Raw genomic sequence first — 26,556 nt, 5'->3', positions numbered from 1 at the left:
CGATGCCAGTGCATCAGAACGTGGGTTACGCGCCCGGCGTCGCTGCCGCGGCTGCGGCCAGCTTCTCCCAGGCAGGCGCCATAGCCTGGCGGATGTCGGTATAGGCGGAGAAGAGCCGATCGAACCGAGCAGCTTCCGCCGCATCGGGAACCTCGGGTTCGCCGAGAAGCGGCGACACCCAATCCGCAATGCAATCGTCCATGCTCGAGTAAACGCCGACGGCGACGGCCGCCATCATCGCGACGCCGGCCGCACCCGTCTCCTCGCGCTGTGACTGGCAGACCGGCGCATTGACCGCCGCAGACAGCGAGCGGCGCAAGCTTGGCGAACGCGTGGCGCCGCCGGTAATGCGTAGCTCGTCGGGCATCGCGCCCATCGCCGCGTAACAGTCGCGGGTCGCAAGTGCCAGACCTTCCACGACACCTCTTACGAGATCCGGGAAACGGTGACGGGTGGACAATCCGGCAAAGCCGGCACGCGCATTTGCGTTCACGAAGGGACCGCGCTCCCCGGCCTCGGAAATGTAGGGATGGTAGAGCACCGAACCGGGCTTACTTTCCGCAAACCATCCGTCAATGCGCGCGATAAGGTCGGCATGCGAAACGGTCTTGCCGGCATCGGCCATGAACGAGGCGGCGATATCGAGAATCCAGTCGATATTGAGCGTCGAACCCATGTTCGTCTGCACCTGGGTGACGATGCCTGGGATCGGCAGGGCGATGACGTAGCCGGTGCCCTGGCTGTTGAGGTGCACATCGGCGACCGGTTTGGCGCGCAGATGCACGCCGGTCGAACCGATCGTAGAGCAGGCGGCATTACGGCCGCCGCTGCGCACTCCCGCACCCAGCGCGGTCATGACCATGTCGACATAGCCGAGGCAGACGGGCGTTCCGGCAAGCAGCCCGCAGGCATCGGCGGCGTCTGGTGTCAGCGGGTGGCTGACTTCCGTGCCGTCGATGATCTCAGGCAAGAGCTTGCGCCGCTGCGCGAGGCCGAGGGCGTCGATGACGACGTCATCATACTGCCGGGTACGGAAATTGCCGAAGGTAAAGCTGGCTTCCGACGGGTCTGTCGCGCGGATGCCGGTGAGATTGAGATAAAGCCAGTCCTTGCAGTGCAGCGCGGTCTCGGCGCGATCGAGAAGATCAGGTGCGAAGCGGTCCATATGCGCAAGCTGCGCGCCCTGCTGGCAGGTATTGAGACCGGTGCCGGTCGCCTCGAAGCGCGCGCGGTTGTTCTGTCCGGCCGCAAGCGACGTCACGGTAGATGCCGCCCTTGCATCGAGCCACAACCAGGCGTCGCCGACGGGGACGTTTTGGGGGCCGACCAGCCAAGTCCCATCACCTTGCCCGGTCACCGACAGGGCAGCCGTGCGCACGGCGAGATCCGGCACTTTCTGACCGAGGCCGCGAAGTGCGCTGGCGCAATCCGCCCAGGTCTGGCCGAGAGACTGGGTCGCCGAACCGTCGTCGCCGGTCGCGTACCTGTTGCGTACGGATGCGGAGGCAATCTGCCGTCCGGAAAGATCGAAGGCAACCGCCTTGATGACGGACGTCCCCGCGTCGATCCCGATGATGATGTTCTGGGTCGATATCATCGTGGAGCTATCTCGCCAATGCTGCCAACACTGTGGCGGGCAATACACGTGTCCAATTCATCTTGCAGTCCTCCCGGCCGGCCGAACCCGAAACACCGGTTCAGCCATATGATCGATCCGGCAACACCCAGCCGCAGGCGTGAGGCTGCCGCCGGATATGACCGAATGCTAGTCAAAACCTCAGTTCAAAATATAACACAAAGATATCACAAGGCTAGCAAGATTTTTCTAGTACTGAAATTTTTTTCAGTTAAAATGATGACTGCCGAGTTTGGTGAGCGCTGATGTTGGGTGTTGGGCGTCGCGACGTCGATAGCTCCTGGCGGACGCGTGCGTGTCTCTATATTTTGTTGATATAACAATAGTTTATAGAAATACACGGGTATTGAATTCAGGTATCGATTTGTGCGTTTGCTCGCTTTTGTTGCTGCATTGCAGCGTGATAAACAACGCGTGAGCTCGATCGTGATGCGTCAGTTATCGTAAAACTGCCGTTGACAGTTTGGGAAACTTATAACATCATTTACGGCATAAATAACACAGTTCTATCACGGAAGCACGCTTCCAGATAGGTGATTGCGGGATTGGGCGGTCGGAGGAGACAGGTGCCGGTCCCTGAATAGGAGGCTTCCAATGCGGATTTTCGTACAGAGTTGCGCTCTCGGGTGCTGGCTGTCGGGTTCTGGTCTGGCGTGCCGTCGTGCCGTGGCGCGTCTGCGATCGTAGTTGTCGCCAGCCCCTCCGCCCCGCCGTCTCCCAGTTAAAGGCCGCCCGACATGACCACACAGCCCGATTACGCAGCGCCCAAGCAGAGCAGCGGCAATCTGAAGCTCATCCTAAGTGCAGTGTTCGCCGTCGCCGTAGTCGGTGCGATCGCACTCGACACGACGGTTATCAAGATAGGCTCTGCAAACGACGTTCGGCAGCAGGTGTTCTCGCCGGAAATCTTTGGTGCCGAACAATTCCCGAAGATTCTGGCCAACGTAGAGCAGCGCGCCGTGCCAGCGGCCGAGCTGGCCGCCGCCATCGCAACTGACAAGAAGGCCGCGGCTGAGAAATACGGCACCGCGACGGGCACCGGTCCGGTCATTCCGGTTACGCTGACGGGGACGTTCGGTGCCCGTAAGTCGAATACCAATGAATTGAAAGTCGATGGACTGCCTCCCGAGACGGTGGTCCGTGTCCAGACCGGTCCCGCGGTCAACGGCACGGACCTCCGCGACGCCACCGGCGCCATCGAGTTCGGTCAGTTCACCAACCAGATCCAGTATCAGGATGCGGGATCGGCCATCAACAATGAGATGAAGAAGACAGTGTTCGCGGGTCTCGATCCGGAGAAACTGGACGGAAAGTCGGCGACGGTAGTCGGCGTCTTCAAACTCATCAACCCGAAGAACTGGCTGGTCACGCCGGTTAAGGTCGAGGTCAAATGAGCCAGCCGCTGCGCATTACCGGAGCCCCGGGTGAGGTCGTTCTCGCTGCTCGCAACATCGCCAAGTCGTACGGCAATGTTCACGCCCTGAAGGGGGTGAACTTCGATATCCATCGCGGTCAGGTGACGACGCTGTTCGGCGAGAACGGCGCGGGCAAATCGACGCTGATGAAGATCCTGTCCGGTGTCGTCCAGCCGAGTTCCGGCGAGATCATTCTCGACGGTTCGCCGATCAGCTTTGTCTCATCGACCCATGCCCGTGACCATGGGATTTCGATTATTCACCAGGAACTCAGCCTGGCGCCCAATCTCAGCGTTCGTGACAACATCTTCATGGGCCGCGAGATCATCAAGGGCGGTGTCGTCGACTTCGCCGAAGAGGAGCGCCAGACGCGCGCGCTTCTGGAAGAACTCGAAGAGGACATCGATCCGTTGACGCGCGTCGAGGATCTTCGCCTCGGCCAGCAGCAGATCGTCGAGATCGCCCGCGCTCTCTCCGTGAATTCGCGCATCCTCATCATGGATGAGCCGACTTCGGCACTGAGCGCCACTGAAGTCGAAGTGCTCTTTAAGGTCATCCACGACCTGACGAGCCGCGGCGTCTCGATCGTCTATATCTCGCATCACCTCGAAGAGGCGCTGCAGATCACCAATCATGCCGTCGTTCTCCGCGACGGGACAATGACTGCCTACGCCGAGCGCAAGGACATCGATCTCGAATGGATCGTCCGCAACATGGTCGGCGACAACTTCGATCTCGGCAGCCCGCCCGAAGGCCATCAGTTCGGCCAGCTCGCGCTGTCGATCGAGAATCTGAGCGTCCCCGGGCCCTCGGGCGCTGCTTACAACGCGGTCGATCGCCTGTCGCTGAAGGTTCGCGCCGGTGAAGTGGTCTGCATCTACGGCTTGATGGGTGCCGGTCGCACCGAGCTCCTGGAATGCGTCGCCGGGCGCCTGCGCTCGAACGGTGGGCAGGTCTTGCTTGAAGGGCGCGATGTCGGCGGACTCAGCATTGCCGGGCGCATAGAAAGCGGCCTCGTCCTCGTTCCCGAAGACCGCCAGCGCGATGGCCTTGTTCAGACGATGACGGTCGGCACGAACCTTTCACTGGCCAGTATCAGCGCCTTCACCAAGGGGCTGTTCACCTCAAGCCGCCGCGAACGGGACCTCGTCAATGACGCGATCCGCCGCGTTCACGTCAAAACCGACGGCGGTGAGGCGCCGATCGGTTCGCTCTCCGGCGGCAACCAGCAGAAGGTCGTCATCGGCAAGATGCTGGCCACGCAGCCGAAGGTCATCCTGCTCGATGAGCCGAGCCGCGGCATCGACATTGGAGCCAAGGCCGAGGTCTTCAAGCTGCTTGCCGAGCGCGCCAAGCAGGGACTCGCGGTCGTCTATTCGACTTCCGAAGTCAACGAATGCCTGAGCATCGCGCATCGCATCATCGTCATGCACCGCGGCAGGATATCGGCCGAGTTCGGTTCTGACGTCACCAAGGAAAAGATCATGGCCGCGTCAGGCGAAGCCGTGGTCGCGCACTAGCCCGGAATTATGGAGCACTGATTATGTCAGTCACTGATGTCACCGAAAAGAAAACAGTTCCAAGCGGGCAGAAGCGCAATACCAACATCGTGCGTCTTATTCTGGAAGGCCGGGCCTTCTTTGCGCTGATCGTCATCATCGCGGTCTTCTCCTTCCTGTCGCCTTACTATTTCAGCTTGAACAACTTCCTGATCATGGCTTCTCACGTTGCCATTTTCGGGATTCTGGCGATTGGTATGCTGCTCGTCATCCTGAACGGGGGCATCGACCTTTCGGTCGGCTCGACGCTCGGGCTCGCCGGCTGCATTGCCGGTTTCCTGATGCAGGGCGTCACGCTCAGTTATTTCGGCGTCATCCTCTACCCGCCAGTCTGGGCCGTCGTCGTCATCACCTGCGTGGTCGGCGCGCTCGTGGGGGCGGTCAACGGTGTTTTGATTGCCTACCTTAAGGTGCCGGCCTTCGTCGCGTCGCTCGGCGTCCTTTACGTGGCGCGCGGCATCGCTTTGCTGATGACCAATGGTCTGACCTACAACAACCTCGGCGGTCTTCCTGAACTCGGCAATACCGGATTTGGCTGGCTCGGATTCAACCGTCTGGGAGGGGTCCCGATTGGTGTCATAGTGCTCGCCGTTCTCGCAATCGTCTGCAGCATCGTGCTGAGCAAGACCGCTTTCGGCCGCTGGCTGTACGCCTCCGGCGGCAACGAGCGCGCAGCCGATCTGTCGGGCGTCCCGGTCAAGCGCGTTAAGATCGCCGTGTATGTCCTGTCTGGCATTTGCGCAGCAATCGCCGGCCTCGTCCTGTCGTCGCAGCTGACTTCGGCCGGTCCGACCGCTGGCACGACCTATGAACTGACTGCCATCGCCGCGGTGGTCATCGGTGGCGCCGCTCTCACCGGTGGGCGCGGTACGGTGCGCGGAACGATGCTCGGCGCTTTCGTCATCGGTTTCCTGTCGGACGGTTTGGTGATCATCGGCGTCTCTGCCTACTGGCAGACAGTCTTTACCGGCGCGGTGATCGTTCTCGCGGTCCTCATGAACAGCATTCAATACGGACGTCGGGTCAAGTCGGGCTGACGACCGCAAGTGAACTTATCCGCAACGGCGCCCTCGGTTGAACCCATCGCCGATTGCGGAAAGAACGGCCGGGTCTCCGGTATACCAAGCTCATCAAAGGGAGAGAGACTATGTTTAAAAGAGGTATGCGCATTCTTCTAGCCGCCGCGACCGTGGCGCCATTGCTTGCAACTTCGGCTTGGGCGGCAGGTTTGATGACGATCATCGTCAACGATCCGTCCAATCCGTATTGGCTGACGGAAGGCAATGTCGCCAAGGCAACCGCCGAGAAGCTCGGTTACACGGCCTCGGTCAGCGCTCACAAGGGCGACACGAACACGGAAAGCAACCTGATTGATACCGCAATCACCAACAAGTCAGTTGCCATTATTCTCGACCCAGCCAACGCCGATGGTTCGGTCGGGGCAGTCAAGAAGGCCGTTGCCGCTGGTATCCCGGTGATCCTCGTCAACGCTGAAATCAACCAGGAAGGTCTGGCGAAGGCGCAGCTCGTTTCGAACAATGCACAGGGTGCGGCACTTGGCGCTCAGCAGTGGGTCGAAGCGGTGGGCGACAAGGGCAACTATGCCGAACTGCTCGGTGCTCCGTCTGACAACAACGCGGCTACGCGTTCCAATGGCTACGAGACCGTGCTTTCACAGTATCCGGATCTGAAGAAGGTTGCGCAGGAAGTCGCTAACTGGGACCGTACCCAGGGCCACAACAAGATGCAGTCCATGCTGCAGGCAAACCCCGACATCATCGGCGTTATCTCCGGTAACGATGAAATGGCGCTCGGTGCCATCGCCGCTCTGAAGGAGGCGGGCAAGCTCGCCAACATCAAGGTCGGCGGTTTCGACGGCTCTCCTGATGCCGTTGCGGCCATCACGGCCGGTGAGCTTCAGTACACCGTGCTGCAGCCGGTTGCCGTGTTTTCGGAAGAAGCGGTGAAGCAGGCCGACAATGTGATCAAGACCGGCAGCACGGGTGCCAAGAGCGAAAAGCAGCTCTTTGATTGCTTGCTGATCACCAAAGACAATGTCGACAAGTACACCGGTCCGTTCGTTCTGTCGCAGTAACCATCGAAGGGGCGCTCCAAAGGGCGCGCCCCCTCTCAGGCGCGCGGCTCCGGCCGCTCGCTTTTGCATGCTGGAAACGAAGCTTACGGCCGCAACCGCCCGTTCCGTTTCACCTTTTTGCCTTGGCGCGGCAATCGCTGTACGAAGCTGGGATTCAGAATTCAGCGACAAGGGTGACCCGTGACACAGAAGACGAGCCAGGGCGAAGATCTGTTGGAAGAGCTTACGAGTGACAGCCGGCAGACGCGCCAGATCGCGCGACGCCGTATGATTGCAGAGGCAGTAATGAGTGAAGGCTCAATGCGGATCGAAGACCTGACGGATCGTTTCGGGATCAGCCTGATGACGGCCCATCGAGACGTCGACGAACTCGTCAGCCGTGGGCTTTTCCGTAAGACGCGCGGCATCGTCACTGCCGCCGCAACGAACCTGATCGAATCCAGCGACGTCTACCGCTCGAACCGCCAGGCGGCGGAGAAGAAGTTGATTGCAGGGGCGGCGATGCAATTCGTCGAGCCCGGACAGGCAATCTTCTTCGACGACTCGACCACGGTTCTTCAGATGGCCGCTCACCTGCCGTCGAAAGTGCCGGTAACGGCAATCACCAATTCGCTGACGCTGATGAACGCGCTCACGGGCATGCATGACGTGACGCTGCTGGCACTCGGCGGGCAGTATTACAACTGGTGCAACGCATTCATGGGGCCGATGACGATTAGCGAAATCAGGGGACTGAGGGCCGACATCGCCTTCATCTCCATGTCGGCGATCTGCGACGGGACGGTGCTGCACCAGTCTCCCGAAACGGTGGATGCCAAGCGCGCCATGTTCGAGTGTTCCGTCAAACGCATTCTGCTCGCCGATCACACCAAGTTCGAGCGGCGGGCGCTCCATAGTTTCGCAGCACTGGACGAGTTCGATGTCGTCATCGTCGACGACAAGACCGACGCGGTGCACATCGACCGCATGCGGTCCAAGGATATCAACGTGGTGGTCGCCAAGAGCGCCGGAGGGCGCTCGTAGCCGGACCACCCGTTGCTGACAGTGAGGAATGGTAATGCCGAGTCTGCTCGGGATCGATAGTGGCCTGACGGTCACCAAGGCCGTCATTTTCGACATCGACGGAACACCACTCGCAGTTGCAAGGCGCCGCGTCACGCAGTTCATTCCAAAGGCGCGCCACATCGAGCGCGACATGGGAGAACTGTGGAGCGCGACGGCAGATGCCATTCGCGAGGCAATTGCGCTCAGTAAACGCCCGGCAAGCGACATCCAGGGCATCGCCGCGACCGCGCATGGCGACGGTATCTATTTGCTCGACCGCGATCAAAAACCGCTCGGCCGCGCCATCCTTTCGCTCGACAGTCGCGCCGGGGCGACGGTGAGTGCGTGGACGGACAGCGATGTCGCAGCGCGCGCCATCGATCTCACCGGTCAAGTTCCGCATGTCTCTGCACCATCAGCGCTGCTCGCCTGGATTCGCGAGATGGAGCCGGAACGCTACAAACGCATCGGCCATTTCATCGGCTGCAAGGACTGGCTGAGCTTCTGTCTGACAGGCATCATCGGCACGGACCGCACGGAGGCCAGCACCTCCTTCACCAATGTGAAGACGCAGGAATACAGCCAGGATGCCCTGCGGCTCTTCGGGCTGCAGGATCTGGCGCACGCGCTCCCGCCGGTTTCGCGCTCCGACCAGATCGTCGGCCATGTGACACGGGAGGCCGCCGGCATGACGGGACTTGCCGAAGGAACGCCTGTCGTGGCCGGTCTTCATGACGTGACTGCCTCGGCACTCGGGGCAGGCGGCTACGGCAAGGGCGTCGTTGCCATCATCGCCGGCACCTATTCGATCAACGAAACGCTGTCGTCCGAGCCTCGCGTTGACAGGCGCTGGTTCTGTCGCAACGGGATCGCGCCCGGCATCTGGAACAGCATGTCGATTTCGCCGGCTTCGACGGCGAATTACGACTGGTTTCTCGATACACTCTGTGCTGCCGAACGTCACGGTGGCGAAGCGCAGGGAGCATCGATCCATACGCTGCTGGCGCCGGAGATTGATGCCGCTTTCGAGCGCCCGTCGACCGCGCTCTTCCATCCCTATCTGTTCGGATCGCCCTACGGCGCGGCGGCGAGCGCCGGGTTCTTCGGTCTTGGCGGCTGGCACGATCGCGGTGACATGCTGCGCGCGGTGCTCGAAGGCATTGCGTTCAATCACCGCATCCATGTCGATGCCCTCCGCGACGGCTTTTCATTCGACCGGGCGCGGCTCGCAGGCGGCATCTCGCGCAACCCCACTGTCGTGCAGATGTTTGCCGACATCCTCGACATGCCGGTCACGGTGACCGAGACCGACGAAGCGGCGGCCTGGGGAGCGGCACTTTGTGCCGGCTCGGGCGCGGGAATCTATGCCGATCCGCAGAGCGATCCGCGCGATACCAAAAGAATGGAGAGCACCTGTCAGCCGGACACGGCCCGCAGCGCGGCCTATGAAAAGCGCTACCGGGTGTTCCGGGAGATTGCCGATGCGATGACGCCGCTGTGGCCGAGAATCGCGGCGCTGGCAGCACCCGACCAGACCGTGAACTGAAGTGACATGTGCCTGCTGCGGCAGGCAATTTAGGACGATGAAATCATGACTCCCGACCTGCAGCACCGCTTCTCCGATCTTGGCGAAGGCGATATCGACGTTCTGATCATCGGGGCCGGTATCAATGGCGCCGGACTATTCCGCGATCTTTCGATCCAGGGCGTCAATTGCGTGATAGTCGACAAGGCTGACTTTGGCTCCGGCACGAGTGCCGCGCCGTCGCGTCTCATACACGGCGGCCTCAAATACCTGGAGACAGGTGAGTTCGGGCTTGTCGCGCAATCGACGCTGGAGCGCAACCTCCTGCTCAAGAACGCGCCACATTGCGTCGAGCCGCTTCCGACCTTCATCCCGGTCTTCTCCTGGACGCGGGGCATCTGGGCGGCGATCCGGACGCTCTTCGGCTCCAAGACGGCGCCGCGCAGCCGTGGTGCGGTTCTGATCAAGATCGGGCTGCGGCTCTATGATTTCTTCGGTTCGCGCGACCAGGTGATGCCGAAGCATCGCTTCATCCTGAAGAAGCAGGCACGCAGGGAAATGCCGCACGTCACTCCTGACATTGTCGCTGGCGGTATTTACTACGACGCCAAGATCAGCGGGCCGGAGCGGCTTGTCTATGAGCTGGTGAGAGATGGCCTCGATGCCAATCCGAAGAGCTTGGCCGCAAATTTTACAACACTGGCTGCTGTTTCCGGGGAACGTCTCACGTTCCGCAAAGCCGATGGCGGTGAGTTCTTCGTCAAGCCCAAGCTGGTCGTCAACGCCGCCGGCCCCTGGATTGACCACGTCAACGCGGCACTCGGCGCTCCGTCAAAGATGATCGGCGGTACCAAGGGGTCGCACATCCTGCTCGACCATCCCGAGCTCGTGCGCAGCCTGAACGGCCACATGATCTATTTCGAGGCCGACGACGGGCGCATTTGCCTGGTCTACAGCTATCTCGGCCTGGCTCTGGTTGGCTCGACCGACATTCCGGCCGATGACCCCGACAATGTGCGCTGCGAGGAGCCGGAGACAGACTACTTCCTCGAAAGCGTCAGTTCGCTGCTGCCGACACTACGCTTCGATCGCGATCAGATCGTCTACAGCTACAGCGGCATCCGTCCTCTTCCAGCATCGGATGCGACCGCACCGGGCCTGATCAGCCGCGACCACTCCGCGCCGGTGAATGAACCGGCGAACGGACGCCCCTTTCCGATCGTATCTCTGATCGGCGGCAAATGGACCACGTTCCGTGGGTTTGCCGAAGAGGTGGCCGACACGGTTCTTGCTCGACTTCAGCGCAACCGCAAGCAATCGACACGCTACCTCGCAATCGGCGGCGGCAAGACCTTCCCGGCGGATGCGGGACAGCGCGACGCGTGGATCAGGGATGTCGCAGCCCACCGCAGCGTTACCATCGAGCGTGCTGATAAGTTGCTGGGCCGCTACGGGACGACGGCTTCAGCACTGCTCACGTCACCTTCAGGCTATTCCGACGAGCAGCGCTTGACGGGCGCGCCGGATTGCAGTTGTCGGGAAATCGACTGGATCGTCCGCAACGAACTCGTCGTCCATCTGTCGGATATCGTACTACGCCGCACAACGCTGGCGATCGAAGGCAGGTTGACCCTGGAGGGCTTGCACGAGATCGCCGGAATTGCCGCTTCCGGGCTCGGCTGGAGCGCCGAGCGCGTCGCAGCCGAGATTGAGGATGTTGTCAGCCAGCTCAGCAGGCTCCACGGCCAGTTTCTGAACGGCAAGCTCACCGGGGCGGCAAAGGCGCCAGGCCCGGTATCGGGCTGAGCCGAGTTAGGAGAACACTGGATCGAGTGAGCCCGATTTGTAACGCTTGGCCATTTCGGCGACACTGAGCGGAACGATCTTGCCGGCCATTCCTGCCGTGCCAAAGAGCTCGAAGCGCTCCTTGCAAAGCTTCGTCAGTGCCGCCATCGCCGGCTTCAGATACTTGCGCGGGTCGAACTCGCTCGGATCTTCCTGCAACACGCGGCGGATCTGGCCGGTCATCGCCATGCGCCCGTCGGTGTCGATGTTGACCTTGCGCACGCCGTTCTTGATACCGCGCTGGATTTCCTCGATCGGCACGCCCCATGTCGGCTTCATCTCACCGCCATACTTGTTGATGATTTCCTGGAGCTCGATCGGAACCGACGATGAGCCGTGCATGACGAGGTGGGTGTTCGGCAGCTTACGGTGGATTTCCTCGATAATGTTCATAGCCAGTACCGAACCATCCGGCCGCCGCGTGAATTTGAAGGCGCCATGTGATGTCCCCATGGCGATCGCGAGTGCATCGACCTTGGTTTCGCGCACGAATTTCACCGCTTCATCCGGGTCGGTTAGTAGCTGGTCGTGCGACAGCTTTCCCTCGGCTCCGTGGCCATCTTCGGCCTCGCCCATGCCGGTCTCCAGCGAGCCGAGAACGCCGAGTTCGCCCTCGACGGAGATGCCGCCCAGATGCGCCATGTCGGTCACCATCTTGGTGACCCCGACATTGTAGCCCCAGTCGGCCGGCGTCTTTGCATCGGCCTTCAGTGACCCGTCCATCATGACTGACGTGAAGCCCGCCTGGATTGCCGTCATGCAACTCGACGGATCATTTCCATGGTCGAGATGCACGCAGACCGGAATATGCGGGTAGATTTCGACGACGGCGTCCATCATGTGCTTCAGCATGATGTCGTTGGCATACGCGCGGGCGCCCCGCGACGCCTGCATGATAACTGGCGCATGTGTCGCGTCGGCGGCCTCCATGATCGCAAGCGCTTGTTCCATGTTGTTGATATTGAAGGCGGGAACGCCGTAGCCCTCTTCGGCGGCGTGGTCGAGCAACTGCCTCAGTGTAATGCGTGCCATCTAAGATCTCCCCCGTTTGATGTCGAACGAAATGCCTGCGTGCTGGCGCCAGTAGAACCCGGCGGGCACCGCACGTCGAGCCCTTAATTTCCAAAGGCAAGATCGCACGGGAGAGCAAATGGAACAAGAAAAAATCACAACATCACAATTATGATGATACTTTCCAGTGGTTGTGAATGCGCCGATGTGATTGCATCGACGCACCCGAACATCAGAGTGTTGCCCGGGCGAGACTACTTCTCGCTTCGAGTATGGCGCGGCACGTATTGGCCGCTTCCTGGCCCTTGATGACGAAATGATCCTTGAAGAAGGCGATGTGTGCGTCGCTCTCTTGAAAATGATGTGGCGTCAGCACTGCCGACAGCACGGGAATGCTTGTATCCAGCTGGACGCGCATCAGCGCATCGAGCACTGTGCGGGCGACAAAATCATGCCGGTAGATTCCGCCATCGACGACGAAAGCACAGCCAAGGATGGCGGCGTATTTGCCGGTCTTCGCCAACGTCTGTGCGTGAAGCGGGATTTCCAGTGCACCCGGAACATCGAAGATATCGACGTCCTGTGGGTGGCCGCCCTGCTCTTGCCAAGTGTCGACAAAAGAGGTCACGCTCTGGTCGACGATGGCTGCGTGCCAGCGAGCGCGGATGACGGCGATCCGGTTGTTGTGTGGTTTGGTTGCGATAGTCATGTCTCTGCCTTTCAAGGGTTGCCAGTTGGATGGCGTTTGTTTCGAGCCGCCGAAAGCGGCCCAATTCTCCCTTGGGCGAACAGCATCAGACACCTGTCCCGGGAAAGGTGTCTGCCTGCATGCTCTCTTCCATCCGGACTATACCGTCGGCTCCGGCATCTAACCGGATCTGCTGACCTTCCATGTTCTGGAAGCGCTCGCGGGCTCCGGGGACGATCCCGATACCGCCGGTGGGGAATTGCGCCCCGCCCTGAGAACAAGAGTGACATAGGTCGAAAATTAAACCAACGCAACGGCATAAGGTTCGGATTCAGGCGGCACGCGACCTGCGCCCACCCATTGAACCAAAGGAGCAGAATAGGCGGCCTCCACGCCGCTTTCTCTCGCCGTTCATGCCTATCTGATCCAACTCGCGGTGACGCGCCGGTCTTTCGGAGGCAACAGTGAGTTGCTTCCAATCCAGGTCTTCCTGCAGTTCAAGATACTGCGTTGGGCCGATCTGGTCGGCGTCACGCAATTCATCAAGGCGTTGGCGTTGGGCGAGAACGACCGCGATCGTCAATTCACGGCGCCTTTCAAGCGGCGAGGTCCTGATAGCGTCGCTTGGCCCCATCCAATGATCTGTGTAGGCCGCCCAGATTGCTTCGGAGCTCGCCCTTGCGGCAATGAACGGATCTTCCAACTCGACGGCTTTTCGCGCCAGCCTTGATTTCGCTGTCGTGAGATCTTTTGTCCGCAAGGAGATGACAACCAACTGCCGACCAAAGGTTGGCGCAAGGTCACACGGTATCCACATTCGGCAATAGGAGGTGCCGTTGCGCACCATAAGCCGCTGGGCAGCGTTCTAATGCTTTCAATGCGTCCACTATAACACACACTGCTACAGCTGAGACATCATTTGAAAGCAATAAAATCATTGAGTTAATTCAATGATTTGCAATGGAATGGTGCCCAGAAGAGGACTCGAACCTCCACACCCTTTCGGGTACCAGCACCTGAAGCTGGCGCGTCTACCAATTCCGCCATCTGGGCGACGGAGAGCCATGTACGGGGGTGGCCTCTTGCTGTCAACAGGGTTTTTGAAGTTTTCCCGACAGTCGGCAAAAAAGTCGTGGGAGAATGCAGGGTGGGCGCTCCCGGCACGATTGCGTGAGTGCATGGTGCCGATCGACGAGCACTGCACTATATGTTTGAGCGTGCAGAAGGATTGCCATGATGTCCGTTTTTCAGAACCTCTCCCTGATGGTGTTTTTGTCGCTTGTACCTGTGGGCCACCTTTCGGCAATGCCGCTCGCGCCCGTGCGGCAAACGGCAAGCGACCCTAACCTCGTCAAGGTCCAATCGACGATGTGCGACTATCGCGGCTGCTTCACCTTTGGCCCGACGCAATCGTTCCGGCCAGCCTACGTGCAACCAAACTATCGCCCGCCGACAGCAACGGGACCGACGTATTACCGGCCGAGTACCCAGGGGCAGGCGCCACTGTACTACGATCCGCCGCCGGTTCAGAACATTCGGCCAAAGGCGACGAACCAGCGTTTCCACGTCGACTGGTGCCGCAATCAATACCGGTCCTACAATCCGAAGACCGACCGTTTCGTAACTTTCGAGGGAATCTACAAAACCTGCAATTCGCCCTACGACTAGGGTCAGCTCTCCAGCGAGGCGCGGTCTGCATGTCCCAGATCACGGTTGGGCTCGATAATGTCGCGCACCCGCTGCTTCAGTTCCTTGGGACCAGGAAAGCCGCCGTCACGCTTGCGCTCCCAGATCAGTTCATCATCGACGCGGATCTCGAAGTTGCCGGCGGTCCCGGGAATGAGCGCGACTTCTCCCAGGCTGTCGCCAAAGGTCTGAAGCAGTTCCTGCCCCATCCAGCTGGCGCGCAGCAGCCAGTTGCACTGGGTACAATAGAGAATTGTTACGCGGGCCTTCCGGTCACTCATGTCGGATTCCTTTCGACGTCAGGATTTAGGAAGTCCCAATGCACGATGCAATGCTTATTGCAATGGCGAAGGGCATGGTGTTCTTGCTTTCACAGCAGGTCAAACAGGAGTCGTTCATGCGGGTTGCCGTTGTCGAAAACATGAAAAGCACCCCGCTAGGGTCGCTCGGGATCGCACTTGCAGAAGCGAATGCCGAAATCGAACATTTTCGGCCGTGGGTCGACGGAGGCCTGCCGCACGGCGTATTCGACCATGACGCACTGGTTGTCCTTGGCGGCGAGCAGAATGCCCTCGACGACGAGAACTATCCGTATTTGCCGGCACTTGTGCGGCTGATGCACCGCTTTTCGGAATCAGGCAAGGCCGTCCTCGGCATCTGTCTCGGCGCGCAAATCCTGGCACGCGGGTATGATGCGCAGAACCTTCTGGATGCGGGCCTGGAATTCGGATGGAAGCCGGTCGAAGTGACAGAGGAAGGAAAGACCGATCCGCTTGTGGCCGGACTTGGCCCGGTGTTCACGACGTTTCAGTGGCACAGCGACACATTCACGCTGCCGGCGGGTGCCAGCAGGCTTGCCACAAGCTCGATTGCAGAGAACCAGGCCTTTCGCGTGGGGCGGGCGGCGTACGGCCTGCAGTTCCACTTCGAGGCCAGTTCCGCGGTCGTCGATAGCTGGAAAGTGGAGTTTCAGGCGACCATCGAACGCATGGAGCCGGGGTGGCTCGACCGTTATCCGGCGCTTGCGGCAGCGCATGCCGCTAAGGCGGATGCGAGTGGCCTTGCCATCGCCCGAAACTGGGTCCGGATGATCGAAGCTGTGCCGCGCCAGGAAAAACAGACGATCTACGGCCAGTCATCTTCGTAGGCTCTCACGGCCGGCCACCGTCTTCAACGCGGCGGCAGCCGAGTGGAGAACGACACAACGAAAAATCGCGACGCCGGACCGGCGCCGCGTTTTCCATGCCGCGGACTGTGGCCGCGACCTAACCCTTGATCGTCGCCTTGCCTTCTTCGACCAGCCGCGCCGCGGCCTCAGCCACCGTTGTGCGCTCGAAGGCCAGTTCGTCGGCCAGCGGGCGCAATACACGCTGATCGAACTGCGTTGCACCCATGGGCACCGGAGCCGGATACGCGCCAACCTGATCCTTGAGCAGGTTGATGTACTTGATTGTGGCCTGCTCAGTCGGATTGAGCTGCGGCAGGAGGGCCTCGCGCACCGTCGGCGACATCGGAACGCCACGCTCGACGCCGAGGATCTTCCCCGCATCGACATCGTTGACGAAGAAATCGATGAACTTGGCGGCTGCTTCGGGATTCTTGGTTGTTGCTCCTACGCTCCAGATCAGGGCTGGGCGGTAGTAGTGACCCGATGGCCCTCCCTTCTTTTCGCGCGGCAGCAGCGTGATGGCCAGCTTGTTCTTGGAGATCAGCTGGTAGCCGACAAGCTGGTTGGAGTATGCCATACCCATCGCTGACTTGCCGAGCGCAAGGCAATTCGTGTCGATCGTATTCTGGTCCAGCGTCTGCACGTCGGCGGCAACCGTACCGCCCTTCTTGCGAAGCTCCTCCCAGAAGCTGAACCACTCCTTGGCATCCTCGACGTCGAAGCCAAGACCGCCCTCGCTTGCGAAGAGGCTCTTGCCGCGCTGACGCAGCCAGGCATCGAATACATAGTTGTAGCGGGCGCCATAAGGTCCGCCCCAGTAGTTGACCTTGCCGCTGGCCTTGGTCAGCTCGACCGCCAGATCGGCATATTCCGCCCAGGTGATATCGGCAGCCGGCGCCTTGATGCCGGCTTTTTCGAAGGCGGATTCATCGACGAATAGGGCGAAGGAGTTGAGGCCGAGGCCGATGCCATAGAGCTTGTTGTCGATCGTCGTCAGCTTCAGCATATCCTTGCCGAAGGTATCGACTTTCAGCGTCGACGGTACGAACTCGTCGAGCGCAAGGCAGGCGCCGCGCTTTGAGTAGTCAGAAATGGTCCCCGGTTCCAGCTGGAAGACGTCAGCGATCGAACGGCCTGCCATCTGTGTGGCTAGCTTCGTCCAGTAGCCGTCTCCGCTTAGCGACTCGCCGACAATGGTGGTTCCGGCATTCTTGCTCTCGTACAGCTTGGCGACGTCGAGCGTGCGTTTGGCACGATCGTTGGAACCCCACCACATGGCGCGCAGCTGGGCATCGTCCGCAAACGCTGGAATCGAGCTTCCGGCACCCATGGCGAGGCCGGCGGCCACACCTGCCGAGCCCATCAGAAATGAACGGCGATTCACCTGCATGACTAATCCTCCTTTGTCATTGCCCTGCCATCCTCCAACAGCTTCACGGGCTTTGTGGCGATTAGATTACGCAAAAAAATCTTCAACGCAACAATTTATCTTTTTCTTGCAAATTTGCGTGATTTGCATAATCTTCTTTCCATGAACGAGACAAAAAACAAACGGCTCCGGCAGGCAGACATCGCAACGATCGCGGGCGTATCGATATCGACCGTGTCCCGCGTCCTCGCCAACGAACCCGGTATCAGCGACAGCGTGCGCCAACACATTCTCAGGGTTGCGGCTGAAAGCGGATACGCGGCACGGAGTGCAGCCGGCGCTTTGCCGGGCAGTCTTGCACTGATTGCAAGCGACGGCGTAACCGGTGGCCTCAGCGTCTTCTACGAAGGGATCGTCGAAGGACTGCGGACCGGAACGGCGGACGCCGGCATACCATTCGACGTGAGGCTGATCCGTGAGAACAGAGCAACCCCGGAGGTAGTGGGTGACTACATGCGTACGGCCAATGCCGAGGGACTTTTCCTCGTCGGCATTGATCCGAGCGCTGAGTTGCGTGGCTGGCTCGAGACAGGCGCGGTTCCCACGGTCCTTGTCAACGGCACCGATCCCCAGCTCCGGCTGGATGGCGTCTCTCCCTCCAATTTCTTCGGCGCCTACGAAGCAACCAGCCGCCTGCTGCAAGCCGGCCACCGGCGCATACTGCATCTGACAGGTTCGCATCGCCACACGATCCGCGAGCGTGTGCGCGGTTTCCAAGCGGCCATCGCGGCGGTTGACGGTGCGGTGGGAAGGCTGGTGTCGATGACCTTTCAAGGCAGTGCAAGTCTGGAGGCACACGAATTGACTGCCGCCATACTCGCCGAGGAACCCGGCTTCACGGCTGCGTTCTGCATGAACGATTTTATCGCTGTGGGTGTCCTCGAGGCGGCAAACGAGGCGGGCCTGCGGGTTCCCGAGGATTTCGCGATTGTCGGCTTCGACGATCTCCCCTGCGCGATGATGACAAATCCGCCGCTGTCCACGATGCGGGTTGACCGTACTTCTCTTGGCAAGGAAGCCACCAGCCTCATGGCTGCGCGCTTCAGAGATCGATCTGCCCCCGCGCGCCAGATTTGCCATGCCGTCGTACCCATTTCCGGCGGCACCGTTTCGCACTCCTGACATTCATGAGCAATATCGATGACCTATGATCCCGCCAGTGCAAACCCGCTTTCCAAAAATCCGCTCAACACCCGCGACGATATGGCTCGCGCGCTTCGCGATCTGTTCGATCCGCTGCTCCCGTATTTTTCCAATGGCAACGCGCGTGTGCGCCTGGACGGTGCCGCCGCCCATTTTGACCGGGCGGCAGCTGATCTTGAGGGATTCGCCAGACCGCTCTGGGGATTGGCGCCTCTGGGTGCCGGTGGTGGCGATTTCGCGGAATGGCATCGCTTCGCCGAGGGCATTGCCAACGGAACGGATCCGAAACATCCTGAATACTGGGGTGCGGTCAACGGCCGCGACCAACGCATGGTCGAGCTCGCAGCGCTCGGTTTTGCCCTGGCGCTTGTTCCCGAAAAGATTTGGGAGCCATTGGGTGGTCGCGCCCGCGACAACGTCGTTGCCTATTTGAAGCACGCCCGAAAGTTCGACTACGCCGACAATAACTGGAAATTCTTCCGCATCTTCGTAGACATCGCGCTCGACCGGATCGGCGCTGACTTCGACCGTAGCCTCACCAGGCAATATCTTGAAGAGCTCGAAGGCTTCTACATCGGTGACGGCTGGTATCGCGACGGCAATGTGCGCCGCATCGACCACTACATCCCCTTCGCCATGCATTTCTACGGGCTCATCTACTCCAAGCTCGTTGATGACGGATATGCGAAACGATACCGCGAGCGCGCCGTTCTCTTCGCACGGGATTTCCGGCATTGGTTTGGCGCCGACGGCGCCGCGGTTCCCTTTGGCCGCAGCCTGACCTATCGCTTTGCCTGCGCCGGATTCTGGTCCGCGCTTGCGTTTGCGGACCTGGAAGCGCTGCCCTGGGGCGAAGTAAAGAGCCTCTGCCTCCAGCATCTACGCTGGTGGAAGGACAAGCCGATGACCAATCGCGAGGGGGTGCTGTCGATTGGGTTCGGCTATCCCAACCTCCTGATGTCTGAGAACTACAATTCGGCAGGGTCACCCTATTGGGCGTTCAAGGCGTTCCTGCCACTCGCCATCGCCGACGATCATCCTTTCTGGACATCCGCCGAGACCCCGCCACCGCAACCGCCGTCAGTCGTCCCGCAGAAACATCCAGGCATGGTCATGATGCATGTCGGGGACGACGTCATCGCACTGTCGTCCGGCCAGGAGAATCTGCAGATGCGTTTCGGTACGGAAAAATACGCGAAATTTGCCTATTCAAGCCGATACGGCTTCAGCGTGGAATCCGATGAGCGCGGATTCGCCGGTGCGGCTTTTGACTCGTCGCTCGCCTTCAGCGACGACGGTCTGCACTACCGGGTTCGCGAGACCAACAGCGAGGCCAAACTCGCCGGCGACGTGCTCTATGCAAAATGGTCGCCATACCAGGACGTCGAGGTCGAGACTTGGCTGGTTCCGACCGCGCCGTGGCATGTGCGCGTCCACAGGATCACCACGCCGCGACCGCTGCGAACGGCGGAGGGCGGCTTTGCAATCGCGCGCCGGGATTTCGAGCTCGATCAGCTGGTCGCGGATGGCAGCCGGGCCTATGCGATCGGCGAAGCGGATTTCAGTGGTATTGTCGATCTCGGTTCGTCGATTCGACGCACCGGCCTCATGCAGAAAGCGCCACCGAACACCAACATGATCGTGGCCAAGACGCTGGTACCGCAATTGCGCGGCGAGGTTTCGGCCGGCGAAACCGTGCTTTTTACGGCTGTGCTGGCGACGGGTGACACAGGCGTAGTAACACGCGTGTGGACCAATCCACCCGCGGTTCCCGATATTGCCGAACTCGAGGCGCTGGTGAAGAGAAAAGGAGTGCGTGTCAGTGCCATCGAGGCTCCGGGGCAAATGCCATGAAGCGTCCCTCCATTGCGCTCGCCATGCAGTCGTCGCGGACGGAGCACGTGCTGAACGTCGAGGCGCTGGATCGGCTCGGCGCGATCGGTAACCTGCTCGATACCGTACCGCTCGAGCGTTTCGACGATGGTCGCGCCAGGCGCATTCTGGCGGAGGCCGACGTCCTCATTACCGGCTGGGGTTCGCCCTATCTTGGACCCGACGTTCTCGGGGCCGCCCCCAATCTGCGGCTGGTTGCCCATGCGGCAGGAACCGTGAAGGGTATCGTCGACGAGCAGGTGTTCGGCGCCGGTATCGTCGTCACTCATGCGGCCGAGGCCAACTCGCTGCCCGTAGCGGAATTCACGATGGCTGGGATTATCTTCGCAGGCAAACAGGTTTTCCGCTTCCGTGATCTCTATGTCGCCGATCGCAATCGCAGCAGGACCCATCTGATGCAGCGCCAGCCAATCGGTAATTATCGCCGCACGGTCGGCATCGTCGGCGCGTCGCGAATAGGGCGCCGGGTGATTGAGCTGCTGAGACCCTTCGGCTATCGGGTGCTTCTGTTCGACCCGACGGTCGATGCAGCGGGAGCGATTGGTCTCGGCGCCGAAAAGGTAGAGCTTGCTGACCTGATGAGTTGTTCGGATATCATTTCGCTGCACGCGCCGTCGCTGCCGTCGACGCAACATATGATCGGCGAAGCGGAGCTGTCGCTCATGAAGGACGGCGCTACGCTGATCAACACCGCACGCGGAGCCTTGATCGACGAAGCGGCGTTGCTGGCGGCACTCGCGACCGGCAGGATCGATGCGATCATTGATGTCACCGACCCTGAGGTGCCGGAGGCGGCGTCCACCTTCTACGATCTTCCCAATGTATTCCTCACGCCGCACATTGCCGGCGCCGTTGGGCTGGAGCGTGGCCGTCTCGGGGAGATGGCAGTCGATGAGATCGAGCGGTTCGCCAAAGGCCAGCCACTCCTCTATCACGTTCAGTGGCGCGACCTGGCCTTTATCGCTTAGCCGGCTTTCAAATTCGGCATCGCCGCGCCGACGATCTCCGGCATCAGGTCCGAGATCTTCACCACCTTGCCGGTTTTTGAGCTGGTCAGGGCCGCGATGCCGCAGAGTACCGACATGGCGCCGGCGCGTGTTCCGGCGCGCTGTCCAAGCTTGTCTTCCATACCCTGCTTGAAGATCATGTTGCGCATCCGGTTATCGCCGCCGTAGTGGCCGCCCTCGGCGCGCGGGACGACGATTCGCTCGACCGCAGCCTTGCCCTTGGGAAAATTGCGAACGAGCAGGATGGTATCCTCGTCGGGCGTTTCCCAAGGCTGCTTTTCATACTGGCGCAGTTCGATGCGCCCCTCGGTACCGTTGAAGGCGATGTGATGCCCCTCGATCGGTTGGAAGGTGTTCAGGGAATAGGAGACATGGACATCGTTCTTGTAGCGGATGCTGACGACCATCGTATCCGGAATGTCGATATCTTCCCGGTAGACGCAGCCGTCGCGGAAATAGCCATCGATCTTCGACGGATCCTCATAGAGCGAGTCGAGGAAAGGATCAGCCTCGAGATCGAGATAGTAGTCACAGTCCTGCGTGTGCGGACAGAGCTTGCAGCGCTGAGCGCGGAACGGTCCCTTGCGGCCGTAGTTCTGCAGGTCGGCAAAGGATGTGACAGCGTCCGGATCGCTGTCCAGATACCAGTTCAGCAGATCGAAATGGTGGGTCGCCTTGTGAACGAACAGACTGCCGGAATTCTCGGTGTAGGCGTGCCAGCGGCGGAAGTAATCTGCGCCGTGCTTGGTATCGAGGTACCAGTGGAAATCCACGGAGGTGACGCGGCCGATCTCGCCGGCGTTCAGCAATTCCTTGATTTTCGCGGCTGTCGGAGAATAGCGGTAGTTGAATGAAACGTCGACGCGCTGTCCGGTGCGTTTCTCGGCGTCAAGGATCCGGCGGATCTTGTCGACTGCCGTCGTCATCGGTTTTTCCGTGATGACGTCTATGCCGGCTTCCAGTGCCCGAACGACGATATCGTCGTGGGTGTAGTCCGGCGTGCAGACGATTACGAGATCGACCTGCTGCTCGGCAAGCATGGCGTCGATGTTCTCGTAGATCGGCGCATTGCTGCCGATCATCGTGCGCGCCCGCTCGGCGCGCAGCGAGTTTGTGTCAACGATCGCAACAAGATCCACGTACTCGCGCCAGCCGGCAAGCAGTTCCTTGCCCCACATGGTGGTGCCGCGATTTCCCGTCCCGATTAGGGCAAAGCGACGTTTCTCCATCGGATGATCCTCCTTCACATGTCATGAAACGATGTCGATGCATGCCTGACGATGCAGGATGCGCGTCCTCATACGCGTTCCGCCGCAGACTGTAACTAAACAGTTACATGATGGCAGGCGTGCATGACTGTCAATAACCGATCTCGCTCTTGCAGAACTCAAACCGTGATGGACGACAGCGTCACATGCACAATGTGTCGCTCCCAGGCGTCTAGATTGGTGGGCTCGATGAGATCGCGGCCGAAGATCGTCGAGAGCGTGTACTGGTTGGAGAGATAGAAATATCCGAGCGACGCGATCGTCAGATAGACGTTCAACGGATCGGCGCTGGCTATGAACACGCCGGTCTTCTTCCCCCGGTCCAGTACCTGGGAGAGTTCTACGATCAGATGTGAATGTAATTCCTTGAGCCGCACCGACTGCCGCAGCCAGCGGGCACGATGCAGATTTTCCGTGCCGAGCAGGCTCAGGAATTCGGGATGCCTGAGAAAATAACGCCAGGTAAACAACGCCAGTTCGCCGATGCCCTCCTGAGGCGTTCGGTCTCCGATATTGAGCGCGCGCTCGGCCGTCCGGATACCGACATAGGCCTCTTCCAGCACATGCAGGTAGAGTTGCTCCTTGTCGCCAAAGTAGTGGTAGAGCATGCGTTTGTTGGTTCCGGCACGCTCCGCGATCGCGTCGACACGCGCCCCGCCGATACCGTTTTCCGCAAATTCCTTCGTCGCCGCCTCGAGGATGGCAGCGCGGGTTCGCTCTGGATCGCGCTGCAGGACGCGCTCCGGCGAACGACGCTTGGCTTTCTTCTTTTCCCCGCTACCGCCGGCGCTTTCCATCGGCTTACCTTTCTTGTGTCCCCATTGCGCTCATAGTGGTTTGGGAACAGATTGTAAAAATGAAATCCACAAGGAGGCCGCCACATCAGCGCTTGACAGGCCCGGTGCTTGTCCATAGCTTGTAACCAATTAGTTATTTGTTGCAAGGGAAACCAGCAAGGAGCGTGTGGAGGCGCTCCCCAAGGGAGGAGAAAAACAGATGACACTACGCGTGAGCAGACGTAACTTCGTTGCGGGAGGGGCAACGCTTCTTTCGCTGTCCGCACTGGGTTCCAAGGCTTTTGCCGAAGATACCCGCCTGCGTCTTTTGTGGTGGGGATCGCAGCCGCGCGCTGACCGCACCAACAAGGTTTCGCAACTCTATCAGACCAAAAATGCTGGGACAGCGATCACCGGGGAGTTCCTCGGCTGGGCTGACTACTGGCCGCGTCTGGCCACCCAGGTCGCGGGCCGCAATGCCCCTGACGTCATCCAGATGGACTACCGCTACATCGTTGAGTATGCGCGGCGCGGCGCTCTGGCACCGCTCGAATCCTACATGCCATCCAAGCTTGGCCTTAGTGATTTCGACCCGGCGCAGATCGAGGGTGGCAGCGTCGACGGTCATCTCTACGGGGTCAGCCTTGGCGCCAATGCGGCTGCAGCCGTATTGAACACCACGGCTTTTCAGGAGGCCGGCATCGACCTGCCGAACCAGGCAACCACCTGGGAAGAGTTCGGCAAGATCGGCGCCGAGATCAGCAAGGCAGGCAAGCGCAAGGGCATGGCCGGCTTTGCGGATGGCAGCGGCAATGAACCGCTGATCGAGAACTACCTGCGCCAACGCGGCAAGGCGCTCTATACGGCTGATTCAAAGATTGCCTTCGGTGCCGACGACGCCTCTGAATGGTTCGACATGTGGAGCAAATTCCGCGAGGCTGGCGCCTGCGTTCCACCTGATGTGCAGGCGCTCTATAAGGATTCGATCGACACCAGCCCACTGACACTTGGCAAGGCCGCTGCTGACTATGCGCACAGCAATCAGTTCGTCGGCTTCCAGGCAATCAGCAAGGACAAGCTTGCGCTGAACAACTATCCACGGATCACGGCGGATTCGAAGGGTGGTCACTATCGCAAGCCGTCGATGTTCTTCTCGGTGTCGGCGCAATCCAAGGTGCTCGATCATGCGGTTGACTACGTGAATTTCTTCGTGACCAACCCCGATGCCGCTCTGGTGCTCGACGTGGAGCGTGGCATCCCGGAATCGAAGGCAATGCGCGATGTCGTGGCAGCCAAGCTCGACGAAACCGGCAAGATTCCGCTCGAGTATGTGAGCGGCCTTGGCGACCTCGCAGGCAAATTGCCGCCGCCACCACCGTCAGGCGCCGGCGAAGGCCAGGTGGTACTTCGCACCATCTCCGAGCAGGTCGCATTCGGCCAGCTCTCGCCGTCGGATGCCGGCAAGCAGCTCGTCGACGAGGTCACCAGGCTCCTCGCGCGAGGCTGATGCGGATGAGTGATGTGATGCGCACGACAGCCGCAACAGCCGTCGAAAGTCGTCAGAGCGTGGCGGCCAAGGGGCGTTTGAAACGCCTCTGGACCGCCAACGGCCCCGGCTACCTCTTTCTTCTGCCATGGCTCATCGGCTTTTTCGGGCTGACGCTCGGACCAGCCCTGATCTCGCTCTACCTCTCGTTCACGGATTTCGACATGATCCGGTCGGCCGAGTGGGTGGGAGCGGCAAACTACGTGCGCATCACGACCGCCGACTCCAAGTTCGCCGCCGCAATGACCGTGACACTCACCTATGTCGCTCTGTCGGTGCCTTTCAAGTTGACGTTTGCGTTGCTCGTCGCAATGGCCCTCAACAAGGGTGTTCGCGGGCTGCCGGTCTATCGTGCCATCTTCTACCTGCCGTCCCTGCTTGGCGGCAGCGTGGCGATCGCCGTGCTCTGGCGGCAGCTTTTTGCCGGCGACGGCCTCGTTAATGCTGCGCTGGCGCAGTTCGGCATAGAGGGACCGAGCTGGATCTCGCATCCGAGCTATTCCATCTATACGCTTGTCGCGCTCAGCGTCTGGCAGTTCGGCTCGCCGATGATCATCTTCCTCGCCGGGCTGCGCCAGATTCCGACAGACATGTACGAGGCGGCGAGCCTCGACGGCGCCTCGAAGTTCCGGCAGTTCTACAAGATCACCCTGCCTTTGCTGACGCCCGTCATCTTCTTCAACGCGGTGGTGCAGACGATCGACGCCTTCAAGGCCTTCACGCCGGCCTTCATCATCTCCGGTGGAACCGGCGGCCCGATCAACTCGACGCTGTTTTATACGCTCTACCTTTACCAGGAGGCTTTCGGCAACTTCCGCATGGGCTACGCCTCGGCGCTCGCCTGGATTCTCGTGCTGATCATTGCGGTCTTCACGGCCTTCTCGTTCCTGACCTCGCGTTACTGGGTGCACTACGATGACTAACGGAATCACCACCGCCGTCTCGGCGCCCCCCTCCGATATCACCAGGCGCAGCCGACCAGCGTCGATGATCATTCACACGCTGCTGATCCTTGCTTCGCTTCTCATGCTCTATCCGCTGCTGTGGATGGTGTCCGCATCGGTCAGGCCGGAGAACGAGATCTTCTCGTCAACATCGCTGATCCCCTCGTCGATCGACTTCTCGTCCTATCTGCGCGGATGGGTGGGCCTCGATATTACCTTTGGCCGCTTTTTCTGGAACTCGCTGGTGATCTCGGTGCTGACGGTGATTGGCAACGTAGTCGCTTGTTCGCTGGCCGCCTACGCCTTTGCCCGCCTGCGCTTTGCCGGGCGGAACTTCTGGTTCGCGATCATGCTCGGCACGCTGATGATCCCGTACCACGTGACGCTGATCCCGCAATACGTCCTGTTTCTCAACCTCGGCTGGGTCAATACGATCCTGCCGCTTGTGGTGCCGAAGTTCCTGGCGAGCGATGCCTTCTTCATTTTCCTGATGGTGCAGTTCTTCCGAGGCATCCCGCGTGAACTCGATGAGGCCGCGATGATGGACGGCTGCAGCGCCTGGCGCATCTATTGGAAGATCATGCTGCCGCTGTCGTTGCCGGTCCTGGCTACGGCTGCCATCTTTTCCTTCATCTGGACCTGGGACGACTTTTTCGGACCGCTCATCTACCTCAACGACATGAACACCTACACGATCCAGCTCGGGCTGCGCACCTTCGTCGACTCGACAAGCGCTTCGGACTGGGGGGGGCTGTTCGCCATGTCGACGCTGACGCTGGTGCCGGTTTTCATTTTCTTCCTGTTCTTCCAGCGGCTGCTCATCGAAGGCATTGCCACGACCGGCATGAAGCGTTGATGGCAACTCGCGAGATGAATGA

Annotated in this window: 22 protein-coding genes, 1 tRNA gene, 1 pseudogene and 1 riboswitch; of the genes and pseudogenes, 15 read left to right on the top strand and 9 right to left on the bottom strand. The window is 60.3% G+C overall.

Going from position 1 to position 26,556, the window contains the following annotated elements; genetic code table 11:
- Window positions 1-25: 25 nt before the first annotated feature.
- Entirely contained in the window at window positions 26-1,597 is a 1,572-nt protein-coding gene (locus ASC90_RS02425; protein ID WP_056534955.1) for an FGGY-family carbohydrate kinase, read from the bottom strand.
- Between the two features lie 776 nt (window positions 1,598-2,373).
- On the opposite strand from ASC90_RS02425, the gene ASC90_RS02420 reads away from it, so the two are divergent.
- From ASC90_RS02420 to ASC90_RS02390, 7 genes are all read left to right on the top strand, one after another.
- Window positions 2,374-3,030 (top strand): DUF2291 domain-containing protein, encoded by a 657-nt coding sequence (locus tag ASC90_RS02420; protein ID WP_056534953.1) that lies wholly within the window; start codon window positions 2,374-2,376, stop codon window positions 3,028-3,030.
- Window positions 3,027-4,571, top strand: coding sequence for a sugar ABC transporter ATP-binding protein (locus ASC90_RS02415; protein WP_056534951.1), 1,545 nt, complete (start codon window positions 3,027-3,029; stop codon window positions 4,569-4,571). The genes ASC90_RS02420 and ASC90_RS02415 overlap by 4 nt, the downstream gene beginning before the upstream one ends.
- Before the next feature lie 23 nt (window positions 4,572-4,594).
- Window positions 4,595-5,647: an ABC transporter permease gene (locus ASC90_RS02410; RefSeq protein WP_056534949.1), complete on the top strand. Its 1,053-nt coding sequence runs from the start codon at window positions 4,595-4,597 to the stop codon at window positions 5,645-5,647.
- A 110-nt stretch (window positions 5,648-5,757) separates the two neighbouring features.
- Window positions 5,758-6,705, top strand: coding sequence for a D-ribose ABC transporter substrate-binding protein (locus tag ASC90_RS02405; RefSeq protein WP_056534947.1), 948 nt, complete (start codon window positions 5,758-5,760; stop codon window positions 6,703-6,705).
- A gap of 180 nt (window positions 6,706-6,885) precedes the next feature.
- Window positions 6,886-7,728: a DeoR/GlpR family DNA-binding transcription regulator gene (locus tag ASC90_RS02400; RefSeq protein WP_056534945.1), complete on the top strand. Its 843-nt coding sequence runs from the start codon at window positions 6,886-6,888 to the stop codon at window positions 7,726-7,728.
- Window positions 7,729-7,762: 34 nt separating this feature from the next.
- Complete coding sequence (locus ASC90_RS02395) at window positions 7,763-9,295, top strand: FGGY-family carbohydrate kinase (RefSeq protein WP_056534943.1); 1,533 nt, start codon at window positions 7,763-7,765, stop codon at window positions 9,293-9,295.
- Between the two features lie 45 nt (window positions 9,296-9,340).
- Window positions 9,341-11,080, top strand: a complete 1,740-nt coding sequence (locus ASC90_RS02390; RefSeq protein ID WP_056534941.1) for a glycerol-3-phosphate dehydrogenase/oxidase — start codon at window positions 9,341-9,343, stop codon at window positions 11,078-11,080.
- Window positions 11,081-11,086: 6 nt separating this feature from the next.
- Here ASC90_RS02390 and fba read toward each other — a convergent pair whose 3' ends face one another.
- The 4 genes and pseudogenes from fba to ASC90_RS02370 form a co-directional block, all read right to left on the bottom strand.
- Entirely contained in the window at window positions 11,087-12,151 is a 1,065-nt protein-coding gene (gene fba, locus ASC90_RS02385; protein WP_056534939.1) for a class II fructose-bisphosphate aldolase, read from the bottom strand.
- A 211-nt stretch (window positions 12,152-12,362) separates the two neighbouring features.
- Entirely contained in the window at window positions 12,363-12,839 is a 477-nt protein-coding gene (locus ASC90_RS02380) for a 6,7-dimethyl-8-ribityllumazine synthase (protein WP_056534937.1), read from the bottom strand.
- A gap of 117 nt (window positions 12,840-12,956) precedes the next feature.
- Window positions 12,957-13,101: riboswitch (FMN riboswitch) on the bottom strand.
- 168 nt (window positions 13,102-13,269) lie between these two features.
- Window positions 13,270-13,461: pseudogene (locus ASC90_RS30330) on the bottom strand (sodium:proton antiporter); the annotation flags it as partial.
- A 323-nt stretch (window positions 13,462-13,784) separates the two neighbouring features.
- Window positions 13,785-13,871, bottom strand: a tRNA-Leu gene (locus ASC90_RS02370).
- Window positions 13,872-14,123: 252 nt separating this feature from the next.
- Here ASC90_RS02370 and ASC90_RS02365 point away from each other — a divergent pair.
- Window positions 14,124-14,486 carry a BA14K family protein gene (locus ASC90_RS02365; RefSeq protein WP_244480285.1) on the top strand — a complete coding sequence of 121 codons (363 nt, stop codon included), beginning with the start codon at window positions 14,124-14,126 and terminating at the stop codon, window positions 14,484-14,486.
- A gap of 2 nt (window positions 14,487-14,488) precedes the next feature.
- Here ASC90_RS02365 and ASC90_RS02360 read toward each other — a convergent pair whose 3' ends face one another.
- A complete protein-coding gene (locus ASC90_RS02360; protein ID WP_056534933.1) occupies window positions 14,489-14,785 on the bottom strand; it encodes a SelT/SelW/SelH family protein in 297 nt (98 codons plus the stop codon).
- Window positions 14,786-14,901: 116 nt separating this feature from the next.
- On the opposite strand from ASC90_RS02360, the gene ASC90_RS02355 reads away from it, so the two are divergent.
- The gene (locus tag ASC90_RS02355) at window positions 14,902-15,651 is read left to right on the top strand and encodes a type 1 glutamine amidotransferase (RefSeq protein WP_056535237.1); all 750 of its coding nucleotides are present in this window, start codon (window positions 14,902-14,904) and stop codon (window positions 15,649-15,651) included.
- A gap of 118 nt (window positions 15,652-15,769) precedes the next feature.
- Here the strand turns inward: ASC90_RS02355 and ASC90_RS02350 are convergent, their stop codons facing one another.
- On the bottom strand, window positions 15,770-17,062 hold the full coding sequence (locus tag ASC90_RS02350; protein WP_056534931.1) for an ABC transporter substrate-binding protein: 1,293 nt from the start codon (window positions 17,060-17,062) through the stop codon (window positions 15,770-15,772).
- Window positions 17,063-17,203: 141 nt separating this feature from the next.
- Between ASC90_RS02350 and ASC90_RS02345 the strand changes: the two genes are divergently transcribed.
- Genes ASC90_RS02345 through ASC90_RS02335 form a run of 3 tightly spaced genes read left to right on the top strand, consistent with a single transcriptional unit; the run spans window position 17,204 to window position 21,105 of the window.
- Entirely contained in the window at window positions 17,204-18,223 is a 1,020-nt protein-coding gene (locus ASC90_RS02345) for a LacI family DNA-binding transcriptional regulator (protein ID WP_056534929.1), read from the top strand.
- Between the two features lie 18 nt (window positions 18,224-18,241).
- Window positions 18,242-20,098, top strand: coding sequence for a DUF2264 domain-containing protein (locus ASC90_RS02340; protein WP_056534926.1), 1,857 nt, complete (start codon window positions 18,242-18,244; stop codon window positions 20,096-20,098).
- Window positions 20,095-21,105, top strand: a complete 1,011-nt coding sequence (locus ASC90_RS02335; RefSeq protein ID WP_056534924.1) for a hydroxyacid dehydrogenase — start codon at window positions 20,095-20,097, stop codon at window positions 21,103-21,105. The genes ASC90_RS02340 and ASC90_RS02335 overlap by 4 nt, the downstream gene beginning before the upstream one ends.
- On the opposite strand, the gene ASC90_RS02330 is transcribed toward ASC90_RS02335, so the two are convergent.
- Together ASC90_RS02330 and ASC90_RS02325 are read right to left on the bottom strand one after the other, a co-directional pair.
- Window positions 21,102-22,373: a Gfo/Idh/MocA family oxidoreductase gene (locus ASC90_RS02330; RefSeq protein WP_056534922.1), complete on the bottom strand. Its 1,272-nt coding sequence runs from the start codon at window positions 22,371-22,373 to the stop codon at window positions 21,102-21,104. The genes ASC90_RS02335 and ASC90_RS02330 overlap by 4 nt on opposite strands.
- 158 nt (window positions 22,374-22,531) lie before the next feature.
- A complete protein-coding gene (locus ASC90_RS02325; protein WP_056534920.1) occupies window positions 22,532-23,209 on the bottom strand; it encodes a TetR/AcrR family transcriptional regulator in 678 nt (225 codons plus the stop codon).
- Between the two features lie 199 nt (window positions 23,210-23,408).
- Here ASC90_RS02325 and ASC90_RS02320 point away from each other — a divergent pair, with 199 nt between their 5' ends.
- From ASC90_RS02320 to ASC90_RS02310, 3 genes are read left to right on the top strand one after another with little or no spacing between them, the layout of a single operon-like run.
- Window positions 23,409-24,695 (top strand): ABC transporter substrate-binding protein, encoded by a 1,287-nt coding sequence (locus ASC90_RS02320; RefSeq protein ID WP_056534918.1) that lies wholly within the window; start codon window positions 23,409-23,411, stop codon window positions 24,693-24,695.
- A gap of 5 nt (window positions 24,696-24,700) precedes the next feature.
- Window positions 24,701-25,657 carry a sugar ABC transporter permease gene (locus tag ASC90_RS02315; RefSeq protein WP_056535235.1) on the top strand — a complete coding sequence of 319 codons (957 nt, stop codon included), beginning with the start codon at window positions 24,701-24,703 and terminating at the stop codon, window positions 25,655-25,657.
- Complete coding sequence (locus ASC90_RS02310; protein WP_056534916.1) at window positions 25,650-26,534, top strand: carbohydrate ABC transporter permease; 885 nt, start codon at window positions 25,650-25,652, stop codon at window positions 26,532-26,534. Before ASC90_RS02315 ends, ASC90_RS02310 begins: the two co-directional genes overlap by 8 nt.
- The last annotated feature ends 22 nt before the right edge of the window (window positions 26,535-26,556 follow it).

Origin of the sequence: Rhizobium sp. Root1220, from assembly GCF_001426265.1 — a bacterium.
Classification (GTDB): Bacteria; Pseudomonadota; Alphaproteobacteria; order Rhizobiales; family Rhizobiaceae; genus Rhizobium.
Note: the sequence above shows the minus strand (reverse complement) of the source record. Positions and strands in the feature narration are given on the sequence as shown.

Excerpts from the sequence above, each read along its gene's own strand:
- ASC90_RS02355 (WP_056535237.1), top strand. The coding sequence starts at position 14,902 with ATGCGGGTTGCCGTTGTCGAAAACATGAAAAGCACCCCGCTAGGGTCG.
- ASC90_RS02380 (WP_056534937.1), bottom strand. The coding sequence starts at position 12,839 with ATGACTATCGCAACCAAACCACACAACAACCGGATCGCCGTCATCCGC.
- ASC90_RS02420 (WP_056534953.1), top strand. The coding sequence starts at position 2,374 with ATGACCACACAGCCCGATTACGCAGCGCCCAAGCAGAGCAGCGGCAAT.
- ASC90_RS02310 (WP_056534916.1), top strand. The coding sequence starts at position 25,650 with ATGACTAACGGAATCACCACCGCCGTCTCGGCGCCCCCCTCCGATATC.
- ASC90_RS02330 (WP_056534922.1), bottom strand. The coding sequence starts at position 22,373 with ATGGAGAAACGTCGCTTTGCCCTAATCGGGACGGGAAATCGCGGCACC.
- ASC90_RS02415 (WP_056534951.1), top strand. The coding sequence starts at position 3,027 with ATGAGCCAGCCGCTGCGCATTACCGGAGCCCCGGGTGAGGTCGTTCTC.
- ASC90_RS02340 (WP_056534926.1), top strand. The coding sequence starts at position 18,242 with ATGACCTATGATCCCGCCAGTGCAAACCCGCTTTCCAAAAATCCGCTC.
- ASC90_RS02315 (WP_056535235.1), top strand. The coding sequence starts at position 24,701 with ATGAGTGATGTGATGCGCACGACAGCCGCAACAGCCGTCGAAAGTCGT.
- ASC90_RS02320 (WP_056534918.1), top strand. The coding sequence starts at position 23,409 with ATGACACTACGCGTGAGCAGACGTAACTTCGTTGCGGGAGGGGCAACG.
- ASC90_RS02395 (WP_056534943.1), top strand. The coding sequence starts at position 7,763 with ATGCCGAGTCTGCTCGGGATCGATAGTGGCCTGACGGTCACCAAGGCC.
- fba (WP_056534939.1), bottom strand. The coding sequence starts at position 12,151 with ATGGCACGCATTACACTGAGGCAGTTGCTCGACCACGCCGCCGAAGAG.
- ASC90_RS02335 (WP_056534924.1), top strand. The coding sequence starts at position 20,095 with ATGAAGCGTCCCTCCATTGCGCTCGCCATGCAGTCGTCGCGGACGGAG.
- ASC90_RS02360 (WP_056534933.1), bottom strand. The coding sequence starts at position 14,785 with ATGAGTGACCGGAAGGCCCGCGTAACAATTCTCTATTGTACCCAGTGC.
- ASC90_RS02345 (WP_056534929.1), top strand. The coding sequence starts at position 17,204 with ATGAACGAGACAAAAAACAAACGGCTCCGGCAGGCAGACATCGCAACG.
- ASC90_RS02365 (WP_244480285.1), top strand. The coding sequence starts at position 14,124 with ATGCCGCTCGCGCCCGTGCGGCAAACGGCAAGCGACCCTAACCTCGTC.
- ASC90_RS02350 (WP_056534931.1), bottom strand. The coding sequence starts at position 17,062 with ATGCAGGTGAATCGCCGTTCATTTCTGATGGGCTCGGCAGGTGTGGCC.
- ASC90_RS02390 (WP_056534941.1), top strand. The coding sequence starts at position 9,341 with ATGACTCCCGACCTGCAGCACCGCTTCTCCGATCTTGGCGAAGGCGAT.
- ASC90_RS02325 (WP_056534920.1), bottom strand. The coding sequence starts at position 23,209 with ATGGAAAGCGCCGGCGGTAGCGGGGAAAAGAAGAAAGCCAAGCGTCGT.
- ASC90_RS02405 (WP_056534947.1), top strand. The coding sequence starts at position 5,758 with ATGTTTAAAAGAGGTATGCGCATTCTTCTAGCCGCCGCGACCGTGGCG.
- ASC90_RS02410 (WP_056534949.1), top strand. The coding sequence starts at position 4,595 with ATGTCAGTCACTGATGTCACCGAAAAGAAAACAGTTCCAAGCGGGCAG.
- ASC90_RS02425 (WP_056534955.1), bottom strand. The coding sequence starts at position 1,597 with ATGATATCGACCCAGAACATCATCATCGGGATCGACGCGGGGACGTCC.